This window comes from Bacteroides fragilis NCTC 9343, assembly GCF_000025985.1.
Classification (GTDB): domain Bacteria; phylum Bacteroidota; class Bacteroidia; order Bacteroidales; family Bacteroidaceae; genus Bacteroides; species Bacteroides fragilis.
In genome coordinates this window covers 2,101,746-2,117,163 of the sequence record NC_003228.3, presented here as the reverse complement: position 1 = coordinate 2,117,163, position 15,418 = coordinate 2,101,746, and the positions used below count along the sequence as shown (strand labels likewise).

8 protein-coding genes are annotated in these 15,418 nt (G+C 42.9%); all 8 read right to left on the bottom strand.

Annotated features, from left to right (window positions below):
* Nucleotides 1–9: 9 nt before the first annotated feature.
* Nucleotides 10–2,259, bottom strand: a complete 2,250-nt coding sequence (locus BF9343_RS08435; protein WP_005800561.1) for a GH92 family glycosyl hydrolase — start codon at nucleotides 2,257–2,259, stop codon at nucleotides 10–12.
* A gap of 60 nt (nucleotides 2,260–2,319) precedes the next feature.
* A complete protein-coding gene (locus BF9343_RS08430; RefSeq protein ID WP_010992688.1) occupies nucleotides 2,320–4,392 on the bottom strand; it encodes a glycoside hydrolase family 20 protein in 2,073 nt (690 codons plus the stop codon).
* Nucleotides 4,393–4,459: 67 nt separating this feature from the next.
* Entirely contained in the window at nucleotides 4,460–5,677 is a 1,218-nt protein-coding gene (locus BF9343_RS08425; RefSeq protein ID WP_010992687.1) for a cyclically-permuted mutarotase family protein, read from the bottom strand.
* Between the two features lie 10 nt (nucleotides 5,678–5,687).
* A complete protein-coding gene (locus BF9343_RS08420; RefSeq protein ID WP_010992686.1) occupies nucleotides 5,688–8,012 on the bottom strand; it encodes a glycoside hydrolase family 20 protein in 2,325 nt (774 codons plus the stop codon).
* A 19-nt stretch (nucleotides 8,013–8,031) separates the two neighbouring features.
* Nucleotides 8,032–10,602, bottom strand: coding sequence for a beta-mannosidase (locus tag BF9343_RS08415; RefSeq protein ID WP_010992685.1), 2,571 nt, complete (start codon nucleotides 10,600–10,602; stop codon nucleotides 8,032–8,034).
* A 21-nt stretch (nucleotides 10,603–10,623) separates the two neighbouring features.
* Entirely contained in the window at nucleotides 10,624–12,696 is a 2,073-nt protein-coding gene (locus tag BF9343_RS08410) for a GDSL-type esterase/lipase family protein (RefSeq protein WP_010992684.1), read from the bottom strand.
* Nucleotides 12,693–13,355 (bottom strand): SGNH/GDSL hydrolase family protein, encoded by a 663-nt coding sequence (locus BF9343_RS08405; RefSeq protein ID WP_005794991.1) that lies wholly within the window; start codon nucleotides 13,353–13,355, stop codon nucleotides 12,693–12,695. Before BF9343_RS08405 ends, BF9343_RS08410 begins: the two co-directional genes overlap by 4 nt.
* A gap of 20 nt (nucleotides 13,356–13,375) precedes the next feature.
* Nucleotides 13,376–15,388 (bottom strand): family 20 glycosylhydrolase, encoded by a 2,013-nt coding sequence (locus BF9343_RS08400; protein ID WP_010992683.1) that lies wholly within the window; start codon nucleotides 15,386–15,388, stop codon nucleotides 13,376–13,378.
* Nucleotides 15,389–15,418 lie beyond the last annotated feature (30 nt).

Here is a 15,418-nt window from a genome sequence, read left to right as displayed (position 1 = left end):
GATTTGTTTTTATTTTAATATAAATTCTATCTTCCCGGCATGTACCAACTCCTCATGACTGATACGATAACCTGCATGTTTCTTTCCATTCAATTTTACCTCCTTAATCAGATCGGCATTATCTCCCGGACGGACAGCAGTAATGACCAGCTCTTTTTCTTTATAATATTTCGGATCCAACTGAATGGTTACTTTGTCAAACGTAGGTGTAGTCAGCGTATAATCAGGCATTCCCGGACAATCAGGATACAAACCGATCATACTGAAAATAGCCCATGCTGACATCGTACCGGTATCATCATTACCGGGAATACCGTCAGGCCGGTCAGTGAAATATTCGGCAAGCAAACGCTTCACCTGTTTCTGGGTACGCCATTCTTCTCCTTTGAAGTAACTGAATAAATAAGGATAGGCAATATCCGGTTCGTTGGCAGGATCATACAAGCCTTCATCAAATACTTTCTGCAGTTTATCCACAAACTTCTTCTTACCTCCCATCAATCGGGTCAAGCCTGCAATATCATGGGGAACATAAAATGTATAATTCCAGGAGTTCCCCTCATGAAAACCGGGACTCGGAGCAAAATTGGCTCCTTCCATCGGATCGAATGGAGAGTAGAATGTTCCGTCGGGTAAAATGGGACGTAATGTACCGAACTCCTTGCAGTAGTAATGTTTATATCCCAGCGAACGGTCGTAGAATAACTTCGCATCTTCTTTCTTTCCCAGCGCCTGGGCAAAACGTGAGAGCGCATAATCGGCTATATAATATTCCAGTGCATGCGATACAGAATTATCATACTGCTCTGTCAGGGGCACATATCCTTTCGCAATGTAATCATCTATGTCGGGACGCATTAAATTATCTTTGCCAGGTGTCGTAGCAGACTTATACATAGCTTCATAGGCTGCTTGTACATCAAAGTCACGCAACCCTTTCATCCAGGTATCCACGATAACGGGAATACTCGGATCACCCTCCATGGTAAGTGTCTCACGCCCGTAAAGCTCCCATTTGGGCAACCATCCGTGCTCCTTGTACATATCTACCATTGTACGAACCATATCCAACTGCCGATCGGGGAAAAGCAGTGTCATCAACTGATGTACATTACGGTAGGTATCCCAAAGCGAGAATACAGTATAACGGTTGCCTTTTGTCGTAAGAATCTCGCTACCTTCCATAGCCGGATATTGTCCGTTCACGTCCTGCAAAATATTCGGATGAATCAACAAATGATACATGGCGGTATAGAATACTCTTTTCTGCTCTTCGGTACCACCTTCTACAAGAATCCGTGAAAGATCATTCTGCCACATGGCACGCGCTTCGGCACGAATCTGATCAAATCCCTTTCCGGCCTGCTCTTTCTCTAAATTCAGACGGGCATTGGCTATGCTGACAAACGACACTCCCATACTGACTTCGATCGTTTCACCTTCGTCGGTATCAAACGTAAACCAAGTACCGATATCATCACCACTCATCTCTTTGGTATAAGCAGTATACAGCTTATTTTTACCGGAAGTATTATCCCACTGCGCTTCCACCGTCATCGGACGCATCTTCTTCCAATAGCCACGTGCACGAGGAGTTTTGTTAATACGCATCACAAAATAAATGGGAAATACGGCCTGCGGATTATAACAGAATGTACCGAGCAGCTTACTCCCCTCTATTTCGGTGTCACTGACAAAACGAACGGTAGCCCCGGTTTCATTGGTCAATCCTTCGCCCAGATTCAAAAGGATATTACTTTCTCCTTTGGGAAAAGTAAAACGGCTGATTCCGGTACGCAAAGTAGCCGAAACCTCATTCTTAATCCCATATTTAGTCAGAACATTTGAGTAATAACCCGGAGTGGCTTTCTCGTCTTTATAGGCACTTCCGTATTGTAAATAATCAACGTTCAATTTTCCGGTTGTGGGCATCAAAAGTAAGGAGCCCAGCTCCGGACATCCTACTCCACTCAGATTAACATGTGAGAATCCGGTGAAATAGGTATTGGTATGTTCATAAGGTGTAGACCACCACTGGCTGTCTTTATCTATTTTATTACCAACGGATTTGTCCCCCATCACATTAAAAGGAACAACCGACATCATTCCCTGCGGACAAATAGCTCCGGGGTTCGTTGTTCCGTAATTCGTCGTTCCGACGAACGGATTTACATAATCTACCGGATTCTCTTGCGCAGAAGCCACTGCTATAAATAGCCAGGCAGCTGCAAATGATACAAAATAAGGTAGTTTCTTCATTCTTTCAATACTATTATTTATTAATATATACGTTTGGTTTCACCCGCTCTGTGAGGAAGGTTATTCTACAACGATTTCGTCGGTAAACACCCAGCCTCCAAACTCTTCTCCGGCACGAGCCTGATAGCGGATGTATCGTCCTTTGGCTTCCCCATTCCATGCGTAGTTTTTAAAGACCACAGCATCCGACTTCACTACTTTATGTGTCTGACGACTCAATTCGGTGAAGTTCTTGCCATCCTCCGAAACAGAAATTATCACTTCGGTAGGCAAAAAGACTTCCGGACCTACTACCTGCATAAAATCTGCGCCAATCGAATGCAAAACAGTCGACTCACCCATATCGATAGTTACATCCAAACGATCACGGGAAATAAAGCCCTGCCATACCCCATCACTGTAAGTCCAGCTACCCCGGATTCCGTCAGTCAGGGTTTTATCGCCTTGCGCCGGATAAGACGCATTGTAAGGAGCATTATATTTAACCGTTTTGCCCAAGGCAAGATGCTGAACCGGTTTTGACGCTTCAGGCCGATTACCGATCTCCTTTTTCAAATCAAACGGATGATATCCCTTGGATTGTAGATATGCTACGGCTTTTAGAGCACGCGGGCGAAAATCAGTCCATGATTTTCGTTCGGGAGCAGACCAAGCCACTTCGGCCAACGCAAGAATACGAGGATAAATCATGTATTCACAATGCTCGTCAGTCTGGATGTATTCCGCCCAAAGATTGGCTTGGACACCATAAATCAGCTTCGCTTCATCAGGTGTAAGTGAGGCAGGGATCGGATTATAAGAGTATACCTTTTCCAAGGGCAGATATCCGCCAATAGCCTCAGGTTGGGAATAAGGTGCATCTTGATAACCATCTATATAACAATGTGACCCGGGAGTCATAATCGCCTGATGACCGGATTTTACGGCATCGATACCTCCTTGTTCACCACGCCATGACATCACAGTAGCATTGGGCGCCAGTCCTCCTTGCAAAATCTCATCCCATCCTAACAGTTTACGTCCATGAGCATTGAGAAATACTTCTACGCGATGGATCAGGTAACTCTGTAATTCATCCACATTAGCCAAATGCTCATCCTGCATGCGCTTTTGGCATTTAGGACAGGTTTTCCAAGCTACCTTACCGGCTTCGTCGCCTCCAACATGAATATATTGAGAAGGGAAAAGCTCCATGACCTCCGTCAACACATCCTCAAGAAACGTAAAGGTTTTCTCGTTTCCGACACAAAAGTCGGCATCCTTGTAAGGCTCTCCCGAACAGGACAGTTCCGGATAAGCGGTCAGAACCTCTTCTGAATGAGCCGGCATTTCGATCTCAGGAATAATGGTAACATGGCGCTCGCGTGCATAATTGACCAATTCACGAATATCATCCTGTGTATAATAGCCGCCTGAAGCCCCCGGAGCATCGAAACGACAATATTTACGTCCACCTTCATTCCACCATTTTTTCCAGTTAGCTTCCGGACGCCAGGCGGCAAATTCTGTCAATAAAGGATATTTCTTAATCTCGATACGCCACCCCGCAGCATCTGTTAGGTGTAAATGTAAACGATTGAGTTTATAATAAGCTAATGCATCTATCTGCTTTTTTACAAACTCCTTGGAGCGAAAATGCCTTGAAACATCGAGCATCAGCCCCCGGTATTCAAATCGTGGTGAATCTTGAATCGTCGTAGCCTGAACTGACCAAGTATCTCCCATTGCAGGCTGTGCCATTTGCAAAAGGGTCTGTACGCCATAGAATAATCCGGCTCCGGAAGTAGCCTGCACTGTTATTTTACGGGGAGTAACTTCTAAGGTATAGCTCTCGGGAGAGGGTAACTGAGAGTTATCCTTTGTTATCAGCAATGAGACTACATTCTCTTTGGCTTGTTTTTTGGAACTTTTAAAGTGAATGGGTAATGTCTCCAGATAATCCATCATCATTTTCTTCTCCTTACCCTTCAGATTGGTATACAACAGGGTTTCACCGGAAAATTGAAAAGTTCCGCTTCCTTGTTCCATCTGGAGAGGTATGGGAATGACAGACTGCGCTTTCATACCAGCTGTTGCTATCATCAAACCGGCTGCAAGCAAGAAAGTACAAATTCTCATTGTAGGTTTTATCATGATATGATTGGTTTTAGTTTTTTGTTTTCAATGCACAAATATAAGTAAAATGTCAGATTATCTGCAATTAGTCAATCATTATCTTAGCTATTTCCGGAGTACGGATCCCCGGCTTCAACTCACCATTGATGTTAAAGAAGGTCTGTCCCTGTCCTGTTGTCAATGCAGCACCGGCACGAGCGACATCTTGGCTCCGAACAGCCTCTTCCCATTTATCCCGACGTGTGTTGTAAATCAGGATACGGTCATTGAAACGATACCATTCAGCCGGATGCAACATATATGTTTTTGCTTCAGATTTCAAACTGTCTACAGCTGCCTGATTACCGCCGGTCACTGCTGCTTTCATCATCTCCTCGCGTTGCAGGGCAGACAAGAAAATATCTTTATTAACCCCACCGGTGCAAAGTATCAGACTGTCTGTCAGAGCTATACCTGCACCTCCACCTAAAGCTACAGGCACAGAATCACTCCCTATCGGAGTAGAGACGGGTTGCCATTGTTGCAAAGAGGGGGAATAACAGTATCCGTCAGTAGAAAGAGTTGCAGACCGCCCATCGAATGCCCCGGAAAAACCTCCCCACAGATATAAAAGTGTCTCATTCTCTTTACGCTGCCCCACACATACAGGCTGTACACGGGGAGCACCCGGAAAATCGGGAAGTTGTTGCCAGCCGGTCTCAGGGTTGCCCAGATTGAGGCAATAAAGCCCATTCGAAGGCTTGCCATTCACATTGCCTCCGGCTACAAAAAGGGTATAATCAACAACCGAACCACTCATGTTATCCATCGTACAAGGTAAAGATGGCAGCGTATCTACAATCACAGCTTGTTTATCATCACTCAAAGAAAGGCGGTAAACGGTAGATAAGGATCCATTTTCATTCGATCCACCCACACACACTATCCCTCGAGGAGTCGATACTGAGACTCCATAAGCAGCAGCAACGGGCAGCTGACCTACTTTTCGCCACACGAAAACTGAATCTGCAGAAGCGTCAGCAGCATAAATACCTTGGTAGAATTTCTTCTTCCCTCCTTCAGCTGCCGGAGTTTCCGGAAAATTACATCCGCCGGCAATCAATAATTCTCCCTGATAGATGCCGGCATAACATGCCGATACACCCAAAGAAAAACCGGGTTCTCCTTCGGGGAATCCGGTCATTTTCTGCACGCTAATCCCTTCTTCATTAGGCGCAACTTGCCGGGAGCTGCACGAAGCAGCCATCCCGGCAAGTAAACATCCAATGATAGAAAGAAAACGAATCGTTTTAGTTTCTGTCATTTCTATTTTTTCAATTCAACGTAATTTCATCTACAAATAAGAAGCCCGGATTACCTTTACCACCATGCCATGCCGGAATCGAGTGTTCCGATGTTGCAATCACTTTCACATAACGGGTTTTTACCGGATCAAAAGTCAATTTGTGCTCGTAAAGGCCATTACGATCCGTCTCTTTCATTTCAGGATATGCTTCAGAAGCTACCTTTGTAAAAGTCTTATCGTCATCTGATACTTCAATTGAGAAAGAACGTGCATCAAATACCCAGTCGCCCTTTTCAACACAAGTAGTGATAGCTACACTGGAGATCTCGGTAGGTTGTTGCAAGTCAATCGTTACATCCATATCATTTTTATAAAAAGCGATCCAACGACCTGTTTTATAATTGCCATTTCCTTTCAGTCCGTCTACTAATGTAGAAACACCACCAAATTCATATTGCTTGTTTACAGGCTGATTGGCCTTAATAGGTTTTGAAGTAGATTTACTGAAAACAATCTGTTCAGTCAGCATTTTGCTGTTTCCGGTAGGACGGACAGCAACCGCTTTCAGAGTACAACTTTCCTTGATTGTAAGAATACTATCACACACAGGAGAAGCTGCCGTAGGCTCAGTTCCATCTAATGTATAATGAATGGGAGCACCGTCAATAGTAGTCATCACTACGTCTACTGCTCCTGTGGCCGAATTAGCTACAAATTCAGATTTCACATCAAATACATGTTTGGCATAATTATATCCTTCAGCATCATAAATATTAATCAACTGCGGCAAACGGCTCAGGAAGTTATCATAATTCTTCTTTTCAGGATTAGACCATTGAACTTCTGCTAAAGCAGCCCAACGCGGCAACACCATATACTGAGCCTGAGAGAAAGTAGGAATGTATTCCGTCCAAAGATTAGCCTGTACGCCAATAATATGTTTTTGTTCTTCCGGTGTCAATGAAGAAGGCATCGGTTCGTAACCATAAACTCTTTCCAAAGGCACATAACCACCGATAGCCAAAGGTTCATTCTCTGTATCCTTGGTCTGATAGTAGTCAAAGTAAAGATAAGTGTTCGGGGTCATGATAACATCATGTTTCTGCTTGGCAGCTTCGATACCGCCACCTTCGCCGCGCCATGACATCACTGTAGCATTCGGGGCCAGTCCACCTTCCAGGATTTCGTCCCAGCCAATAATCTGACGTCCATGTTCGTTCAGGAATTTTTCTGCATGATTGATAACAAAACTCTGCAAATACTCTTCTTTTGAATGTTTAGCGTCACTCTTGATTCCCAAGGCCTTGATACGAGCCTGGCACTTCGGACATTTCGCCCATTCAGTCTTCGGACATTCGTCACCTCCGACATGGATATATTCAGAAGGGAAGATATCCATTACTTCCGTCAGGACATCATCAATAAAAGTCAGCACACTGTCGTTTCCGGCACAAAGCACCTGATCAGATACTCCCCATATTTTCCAAACCTCATACGGTCCACCTGTACATCCCAAATGCGGATAAGCGGCCAATGCTCCCTGCATATGTCCCGGAAGGTCGATTTCAGGAATAACAGTGATATAACGATCTGCAGCATACGCTACGATTTCTCTGGCTTCTTCCTGAGTATAGAAACCACTGTAAGGTTTTCCGTCATATTCACCGGAATTACGTCCGATTACAGTTTCCGATCTTTTTGAACCGATCTCAGTCAGTTTAGGATACTTCTTGATTTCAAGTCTCCATCCCTGATCTTCGGTTAAGTGCCAGTGTAAACGGTTCATGTTATGCAAAGCCATCATATCGATGTATGTCTTTACTTCGTCTACTGTGAAGAAATGGCGACCTACATCAAAATGGGCACCACGATAACTAAAACGAGGATAGTCGCTAATCTCGACAGCCGGCAATGAAGGAGTTGTACCGATAGCTACCGGAATAGACTTACGTAAAGTCTGGATACCATAGAATACACCAGCTTCAGTAGGAGCAGCAATAGTTACACCATCTGCGTTCACACTCAACTGATAAGCTTCGGGGTTTTCTGATTCCATACCCAACTTAAGCAGAATAGCACCTTTGCCCTCAGTACCTGCTTCAACGGCATAATCCTTACCTGTGGCTTTCTTCAGATAATCAGCCAGGAATTGGGCATTGCGTTGCATCTTTTCATTTCCTTCCGGATAGATGATTTTTACACTACCATTTAATGTAAATGGTTGGCTTTGAGCAGTCGTAATTTCCTGAGGTAAAGGAATTACCTGGTAATTAGCTGTAGTTTCTTTGTCGTTACACGAAGAAATAAATCCCGTGAGCGCCAGTAAACCGGCAATTTTAAAAAGATTTCTCATACAAATTATTTAATAGGTGTTAGTTATAGGTATCTCGTACATGTTTCACTGTGATATTCAAGCTTTCTCCCTTCTTAATCTCCGGAGACGTTATCGTTATTTTTTTGTTTTCACCCGGCAACAGATCGAAGAAATTATCAGTGAAACGGGCTCCTTGAACAGGAATCTGGACAAAGACATCTTTTGCCAGTTTAGGAGATGACAAGGTCAGTTCACACTTCCCATCGAGTTGTTTCACTTTCATGGAAATAGCTGTCTGAGGCAGCTCCAAATTCTTGGTTTTATCAAAGAAATAAACTTCTTCAGCCACTTTCCTACCTGATTTATCTTTCAGGCTAAGTAGTAGAAAACTGCTCTTTCGCTGTTCCGGATTCACCCAAGTGTCCAACGGTTTACGCACGATACAAGAAGAAGTATTCATCGGTACCTCAACTGCCTTGATGACTTCTTTGTCTAATGTCTTGCCATTAAAATCAATGACTTTCATTTCAAGTGTAAGCTGACTCTGCTTTTCCAACATATCGGATATCAGATAAATATTCAAGCTATCGCCTTCCTGTATTGCATTGACCAGTAACGGCGCAAAAGCACGCTTTGCCTGATAATGCAACGCTTTCCAATTGCCATAATAGTCTATACTGGACCAGGAAACTACCGGCCAGCTATCATTAAGCTGCCAATATAATGTCCCCATACAATAAGGGCGGTTACGACGATGTGCTTCCATCCCATGACGCATGCCGTGTCCCTGAAGCACAAGTCCGATATACACAAAGTCTTCAAATTTCTCAGGAACGATATAATCACGTTCCATATAGGTACGTATCAAGTCATTACCAATACTGCTTTTCTGATGCCCATTCATCACTTCCGACTCAATCTGATAGTCTTCCGGAGCAGCAAATGTAGCAATCGTCTTCATTTCCGGGAACGACTGGAAACCAAATTCACTCATAAATCGCGGTAAATCCGTGTCTAATGATTCGAATGTTTTTTTGCCGTACCACACTCCCCAATTATGACTGTCACCTATGCCCCACGACTCCGGACGTCCCCAATTTGCAAAATAAGGAGAAGAATGCTTGTAAAAACGGCCTTCATCGAGTTCCTGTACTTTGGCAGGAAGCAATCCCCGGAACAACTTATCATACCCCCGGAACATATTTTCATACACTTCCGGAGTATAGTTTTTCTGCCATCCCCAATATTTCAATCCTTCCAGAATCTCATTATTTCCACACCACATGGCCAATGAAGCATGGTTGCGCAGACGTTTGATATTATATTCAGCCTCTTCTTCTACCCGCTTCAAGAAAGTAGGATCGCTGGGATAAGCAGTACAGGCAAACATAAAATCCTGCCAAACAAGAATACCATTTTCATCTGCCAGATCATAGAAACGATCATCCTCATAAGTTCCTCCCCCCCATATACGTACCATATTCATATTGGCCTCTTTCATGTCCCGGAACAGGGTCCTATAACGCTCAGTGGTTATACAGGGAAGCAATGCATCATCAGGGATATAATTGGCTCCTTTGGCAAACATCGGGATACCATTCACTTCAAAATAAAAAGATTCTCCCTCTTTATCTTTTTCGTTTACCACCCGTATCGTACGAAGTCCGATGCGATGCTGGCGCGAGGCAATTGTTTTACCGTCACATATCACTTGTGCTGAGAAATCATATAAATGAGGTTCTCCCCATCCATTGGGCATCCAACGTACAGGGTTCTGAATATCCAACGGAATATGAATCTTATTTAAACCCGGTTTTAACGTCACGTTCTTCTTTACTGTTACTTCTTTCCCTCCTTGCAATGAATAAGAGATCAAAACCTCAGCAGATTTTTCCTTCTCTGAAATGCTATTAATTTCCAATTCATTAGAAAGTTTTGCGACTTGATCTGTCAGGCTCAACTGTTTCACATGATAATCGGCAATAGTGGCAACATCATAAAAACGAAGAGTCACAGGACGCCAGATACCGCTTGTAACCATGCGGATTCCCCAGTCCCATCCATAACTATAAGGTGCTTTTCTAGTAAATACACTAAGACGCTTTTCGTGATGATCATTATCAGCCGGATAATTAAATCCATTGGATGACCATTGTGGAAGAGTTTGTTTTATAGGAGAATGAAAATAGACATGCAGCAAATTCTCACCTTTACGTAACACCTGTTTAACAGGAACCGCATAACCCACAAACATATTATCTGATTTCAAAACCAAAGAACCGTTCAGATAAACGTCAGCATAGGTATCCAATCCCTCAAAGAAAAGCTGGGCGGCATCCCTCTTTAATTGTTCCTCTGTAACGACAAAACAAGTTTTATATTCCCAATCTTCGTCCTCCACCCACTGAATCTTTTTTTCATTGGTCCCATAGAACGGATCAGGTAGCAGTTTATGATGAATCAAATCCTGATGAACTGTGCCCGGAACAGTAGCTGGCAGCCATTTTTCTGTTCCTACCTGTGAAAACGACCAATCGTCATTCAGCATTAACACATCCGAAGTGTCTTGGTTTTGCCCATAGGCTAAACTGCAACAACATACAAGTCCATACAATAACTTTTTCATCATAAACTGCTCACTTTTTCAAGTTTATTTTCCCCAGTCCGTACGGAACGTAGATGCCGGTAAACCGTCACCGTTGACTAGATTGGCACGGGTAAAAGGTTGCCAACCGTAACGCACGTGAAGAGGATTTTTCACTTCTTTACTATATACTTTAATTTGATTTCCTACGATTTTGGCTGTGGCCGGATAATAAATATCCTCTGTTTCTGCCACTTCGAATGTCTGTAACGGCTTTCCGTCCGATGCATGCATACCCTCGGCACAATCGAATGATACATAAGCAGCGCCATCACGAAACTCTACATTACGGAACATTGGTCCCGAAGGTGTAACATTCTTCTTTCCATAAGTTTGATTCAAAGCCCAATGAGCCAAACGCTCGCCTACCGGCTGCTTATGTTTGGGATGCACATCAAGTGAATCACCCAGGTCACTCGATACCGCCATACCCGTATGAGGTATTTCATACATCATTCTACGCTGGCTATCACGGAACCAAGGCCATGACGGACGGTTGATACTTGACAACTGTACATAATAAAAAGGTAAATTCTCATTTTCCCAGTTTTTACGCCAGCTCTCAACCAAGAGCTTAAACAATTTCTCGTGTGCCTCACGATTATGTGCATTCGATTCACCCTGATACCAGATGATGCCTTTAATAGGATATTGCTCCAAAGGACGAATACCTGCCTCATATAAATAACAAGGTTCGTAAGGATGACGTTGCTGCTTATTAACAGCCTTTTTCACATTAAGAGCAGCGCGACCGCGCACCCAATCCTGAATAAAGTCATTTTGAGTCCAGTTACGTAATATAGCAGGGAACTTATACTCCAATGTACTGCGATCAACCCATGCTTCAGTAGGCGAACCACCGATCGCATTACAAATTAATCCTACAGGCACTTTCAGGCTATCCTGCAGCATTTTGCCAAAATAATAGGCCACAGCAGAAAATGAACCTGCTGTTGCAGGTGAACAAACCGTCCATTCGGTATCTTTATAATACTGCAAATGATTCAACGAATCCAATACGGATGTATCCCACTCCACTGCATCCGTACGCCAGCGTGCCTTCATATCGAACAAACGAATCTGATCATTAGCAGCCTGCGGAATATCTCTTTTAGCCGTTTTACTCCAACTCAAATAAAATTCCATGTTAGATTGTCCGGAACAAAGCCACACTTCTCCAGCCAAAACATTATTGAATGTTTGTTTCTGTTTTCCGGCAGAGACAGTCAGTGTATATGGACCACCGGCCTTTAACGGCTGAATGGTGACAGCCCAGTCTCCATTGGAAGCAGCCTTTGCAGTCAACTTCTGTTTAGCTATTGAAACAGTCACTTTTTCACCCGCATTTGCTTTGCCTCGGATAGCCAACGGCTCTCCGTGTTGAAGTACCATGTTATCAGTATACAACTCAGATAGATGTAACCCTCCAAAATCTCCTGTAATCGCCGAATATACCGTTTTTGCAAGAATACCGGCTCCCTCTACGTTAGGATGTACAGCATCCGGAAGAAGATAGGGGTAAGGATAAAGCGGTTCATGGAAATCCATTAACTGAACTCCTGCATATTTAGCTATCGTCTCAATACTTTGTTGAATTTCTCCATGCCAATCACGGGTACCTGACTCAAAACGAGGATGACGGTCAGCGATCGGTGTCAAACGGGCAATAATAATATGACATTTAGGATTAGCAACTCTGAAAGAATCAATCAACGCCAGATAATCTTTCACGAAACTGTCACGATAGTTCGGCCAATCACGTGGATCCGTATCATTAATACCCAAATGGATAACAACAATATCACCGGCAAAAGCAATTGCCTTTTTAAATTCTTCTTGCTGCATGTAAGGACGATGTCCCTTATTCAATAAGGTAGCTCCTGATTTCCCGAAATTTCCAACTTCGTAAGTCTCCCCTAGGAGTTGTTGCAACTGTGATGGGTAAGAGTCCGTTGCAGGATTCGGAAGAGTATATCCGTATGTAATACTATTCCCTACACAAGCCACTTTCACCCGCTTCTGTGCGGATAAAATGGTGCATACCATCAAGAACAGAGATAAGAATAGTATCTTTTTCATTTCTTATTTATATAAGGTTTAACAATATCAACCCATTTTAAGTAGCCTTTTCCCAGTAAATGTAAACCATCATTAGTATACTCAATATTCATTTTCCCGGTCTTCTCATCAACAAAATGAGAATAAAGATCGATATAGGTCACATTCTCTTTATCAGCAAGATACATCAGTCCTTCATTGATCTTTTTCACTTCCTGCCAGCGTGACGTATGTCCGCCAAACATCTTATAATGATCGGTTACCGGAAGTACACTTTGCAAATATAGCTTTGTTTTTGGAGAATCTTGTTTAATTTTTTGAGTAATCATACCAATACGGTTCACAATTGTATCTGCAGAAGTGCCCCGGCTTACATCATTTATGCCGATCAACAAGAATATTTTGGCGGGTTTTCCTTTCAAAATCGCATCCAGCCGATCATAAACACCCATACAGATATCACCACTGATTCCTCGGTTCTTGACATGCTTATTATTCAATAATTCACTCCATTCTCCCCCGTTGGTAATGCTATTACCCAGAAAAATGATATCTTTTGAAGTCACAGGCAACTCCTCAAACAGAGTTGCACGTTGATAATAGAACGTAGAATATTTGCGTTCCTGTGCGTTGCTCGCCATTGAGGCGAGCAACAACATCATTAATAAAATTTTCTTCATTCGTTTTTATTTTTTCTCAATCACTTCGTTTTGTCGGGCGAATAGATAAGTCCGTCCACTGCATTTTCTCCGTCAGGAGTTACAAAAACTGTAGTAAACATCCACTTCACCAACCGCACCTCGGGCATATTGAATTTGCCAACCGGCAATTTCAGGAAAACTTTATTCCAGCCTTTATTCAGATGGACGGCGATAGGTGGACGTGCCACACAATTTTCATTTCCCAACGCTATTTCATTACTCTTTGTACGATGAGTAGCTGTCCATACAGGTGGCTGTATTTCTTCATTATTGATCCAGATACGGCTGCCTTTATAGTCCCATTTACCTTGCAATGGAGCCAGGTCCATTTCCGAACGACCATAATTCTGGAATTCAGCCCACAGCCCTACTTCCTGATCTTTCGGAGAGTAAACCCATGTATAGGCATAAGCCGTATGATTCTCTTGCGGATCTTTATAGAAAGTAGGTACCATTTTCCCCCATACATGACGAAGATAGATACCCGCACCAATGGCAGGGTGTACCCCATACTCTTTTCCTTCATATAAATAAGAATCCTTCAATTCCTGTTCCGGAGGAAAGACTTTATTCAAATCTCCACCATTAGGAAATGCATCAGTAATATTCCATTTTACATTCGTCTGTTTTACATAGGCGAACGGATATCCCTTAAATGTATGCTCTTTATGCCAAAGCATACGATTCTCAAAATCAGCAAATTCTTTAAACTCCGGAGAGCCTTCAGAAGGTAAGATAGTACCATTCTTATCAAAATATTCTGTACCTCCGCCTTTCCATGCACGTTCAGCAATAGCCAGCATATTAGGATAGAAATTATTCTCAAGTATAATATTGCGTTCGTTAGCTACGTAACGGTCATTCCAGATGGCAAGAATTGTCCCTGCAATATCGTCACTTCCTTGCTCAACATTATAAATACGGCTGTTATACAATGCAATGATATCGCCAAAAGTATCAAAATGATTGAGATAATGAAACTTAGAATCAATTGCGGGAATACCTTTTTGGGCTTTTCCACGATAACTCCACAAATGCGTCATATCAATCTCGCCAGGTTTATAATGCCATCCCGGATTCCACGAAATGACTTTCTTTCCTTTGGCACGGACATATTCGACCATTTCCGGAACAAACTTTGGATTGGTAAATCGAACTTCATCCGTACCAATATGAAGATAAGGTACATCAAAAGTCTCGCAAACTTCATCTACCAGCAATTTAAGAATTTTCATTCCTTCCGGGCTCTGCATATCATGACGGAATGTACGGACAAAAGCCCCACTATGCCCCGGCATATCAAATTCCGGAATTAAAAGTATATTATGCGCTTTACAAAAAGCGACTAAATCTTTCGCTTCTTCCAATGTATAGTATTTACCCGGCATACGAGTCGTGTTCACACTGTCATTCAACATCGGAAAAATTTTACTTTGCAATCTCCATGATTGATTTTCAGTCAGATGCCAATGAAAAACATTAATTTTAAATCGTGAAAGAACAGCAATTTCACGTTTCAATTCTTCAATCGACATATACGTACGCCCTACATCCTGCATAAAGCCGCGTATTCGGAAAGCAGGCCAGTCAACAATTGAACAACCGTTGAATGTTGCCTTTTTCTTTTGTACATCCTGTAGCTGGGCCAAAGTCTGCATAGCCCAATACACACCATGCTCCGTCACAGCCTCAACCGTAACTTTGCCATTATTTACCACCAGGCGATAAGCTTCGTCTGCGTTCAAAGGTACCTCTTCTAACGAAGGTACCAGTTTCACTTCAATACTTGCACGAGCTTTGTCATCAATCACTCCACCCCTATCAACAACAAAAGCTTCCCACTCTTGCCGAAGCACCGGAGTAGAAAGCTTTGTTCTGCCCAGCACAAAACTGGAACCTAAAGGGGTAAACTTTTGCGGTTCCGGGAGCAGGTGATATTCACCTGCCCGAACCGAAGAAATTGTGCATAAGTAAATAATGAAACTGATTAAGAAAATTTGTTTGTTTCTCATCGGTATTTATTTAGTTTATGGGGGAAATCT

Bases quoted from the DNA above. Each gene is read 5' to 3' on its own strand.
- BF9343_RS08425 (WP_010992687.1), bottom strand. From the start codon at position 5,677: ATGACAGAAACTAAAACGATTCGTTTTCTTTCTATCATTGGATGTTTA.
- BF9343_RS08405 (WP_005794991.1), bottom strand. From the start codon at position 13,355: ATGAAGAAAATTTTATTAATGATGTTGTTGCTCGCCTCAATGGCGAGC.
- BF9343_RS08430 (WP_010992688.1), bottom strand. From the start codon at position 4,392: ATGATAAAACCTACAATGAGAATTTGTACTTTCTTGCTTGCAGCCGGT.
- BF9343_RS08420 (WP_010992686.1), bottom strand. From the start codon at position 8,012: ATGAGAAATCTTTTTAAAATTGCCGGTTTACTGGCGCTCACGGGATTT.
- BF9343_RS08415 (WP_010992685.1), bottom strand. From the start codon at position 10,602: ATGATGAAAAAGTTATTGTATGGACTTGTATGTTGTTGCAGTTTAGCC.
- BF9343_RS08435 (WP_005800561.1), bottom strand. From the start codon at position 2,259: ATGAAGAAACTACCTTATTTTGTATCATTTGCAGCTGCCTGGCTATTT.
- BF9343_RS08400 (WP_010992683.1), bottom strand. From the start codon at position 15,388: ATGAGAAACAAACAAATTTTCTTAATCAGTTTCATTATTTACTTATGC.
- BF9343_RS08410 (WP_010992684.1), bottom strand. From the start codon at position 12,696: ATGAAAAAGATACTATTCTTATCTCTGTTCTTGATGGTATGCACCATT.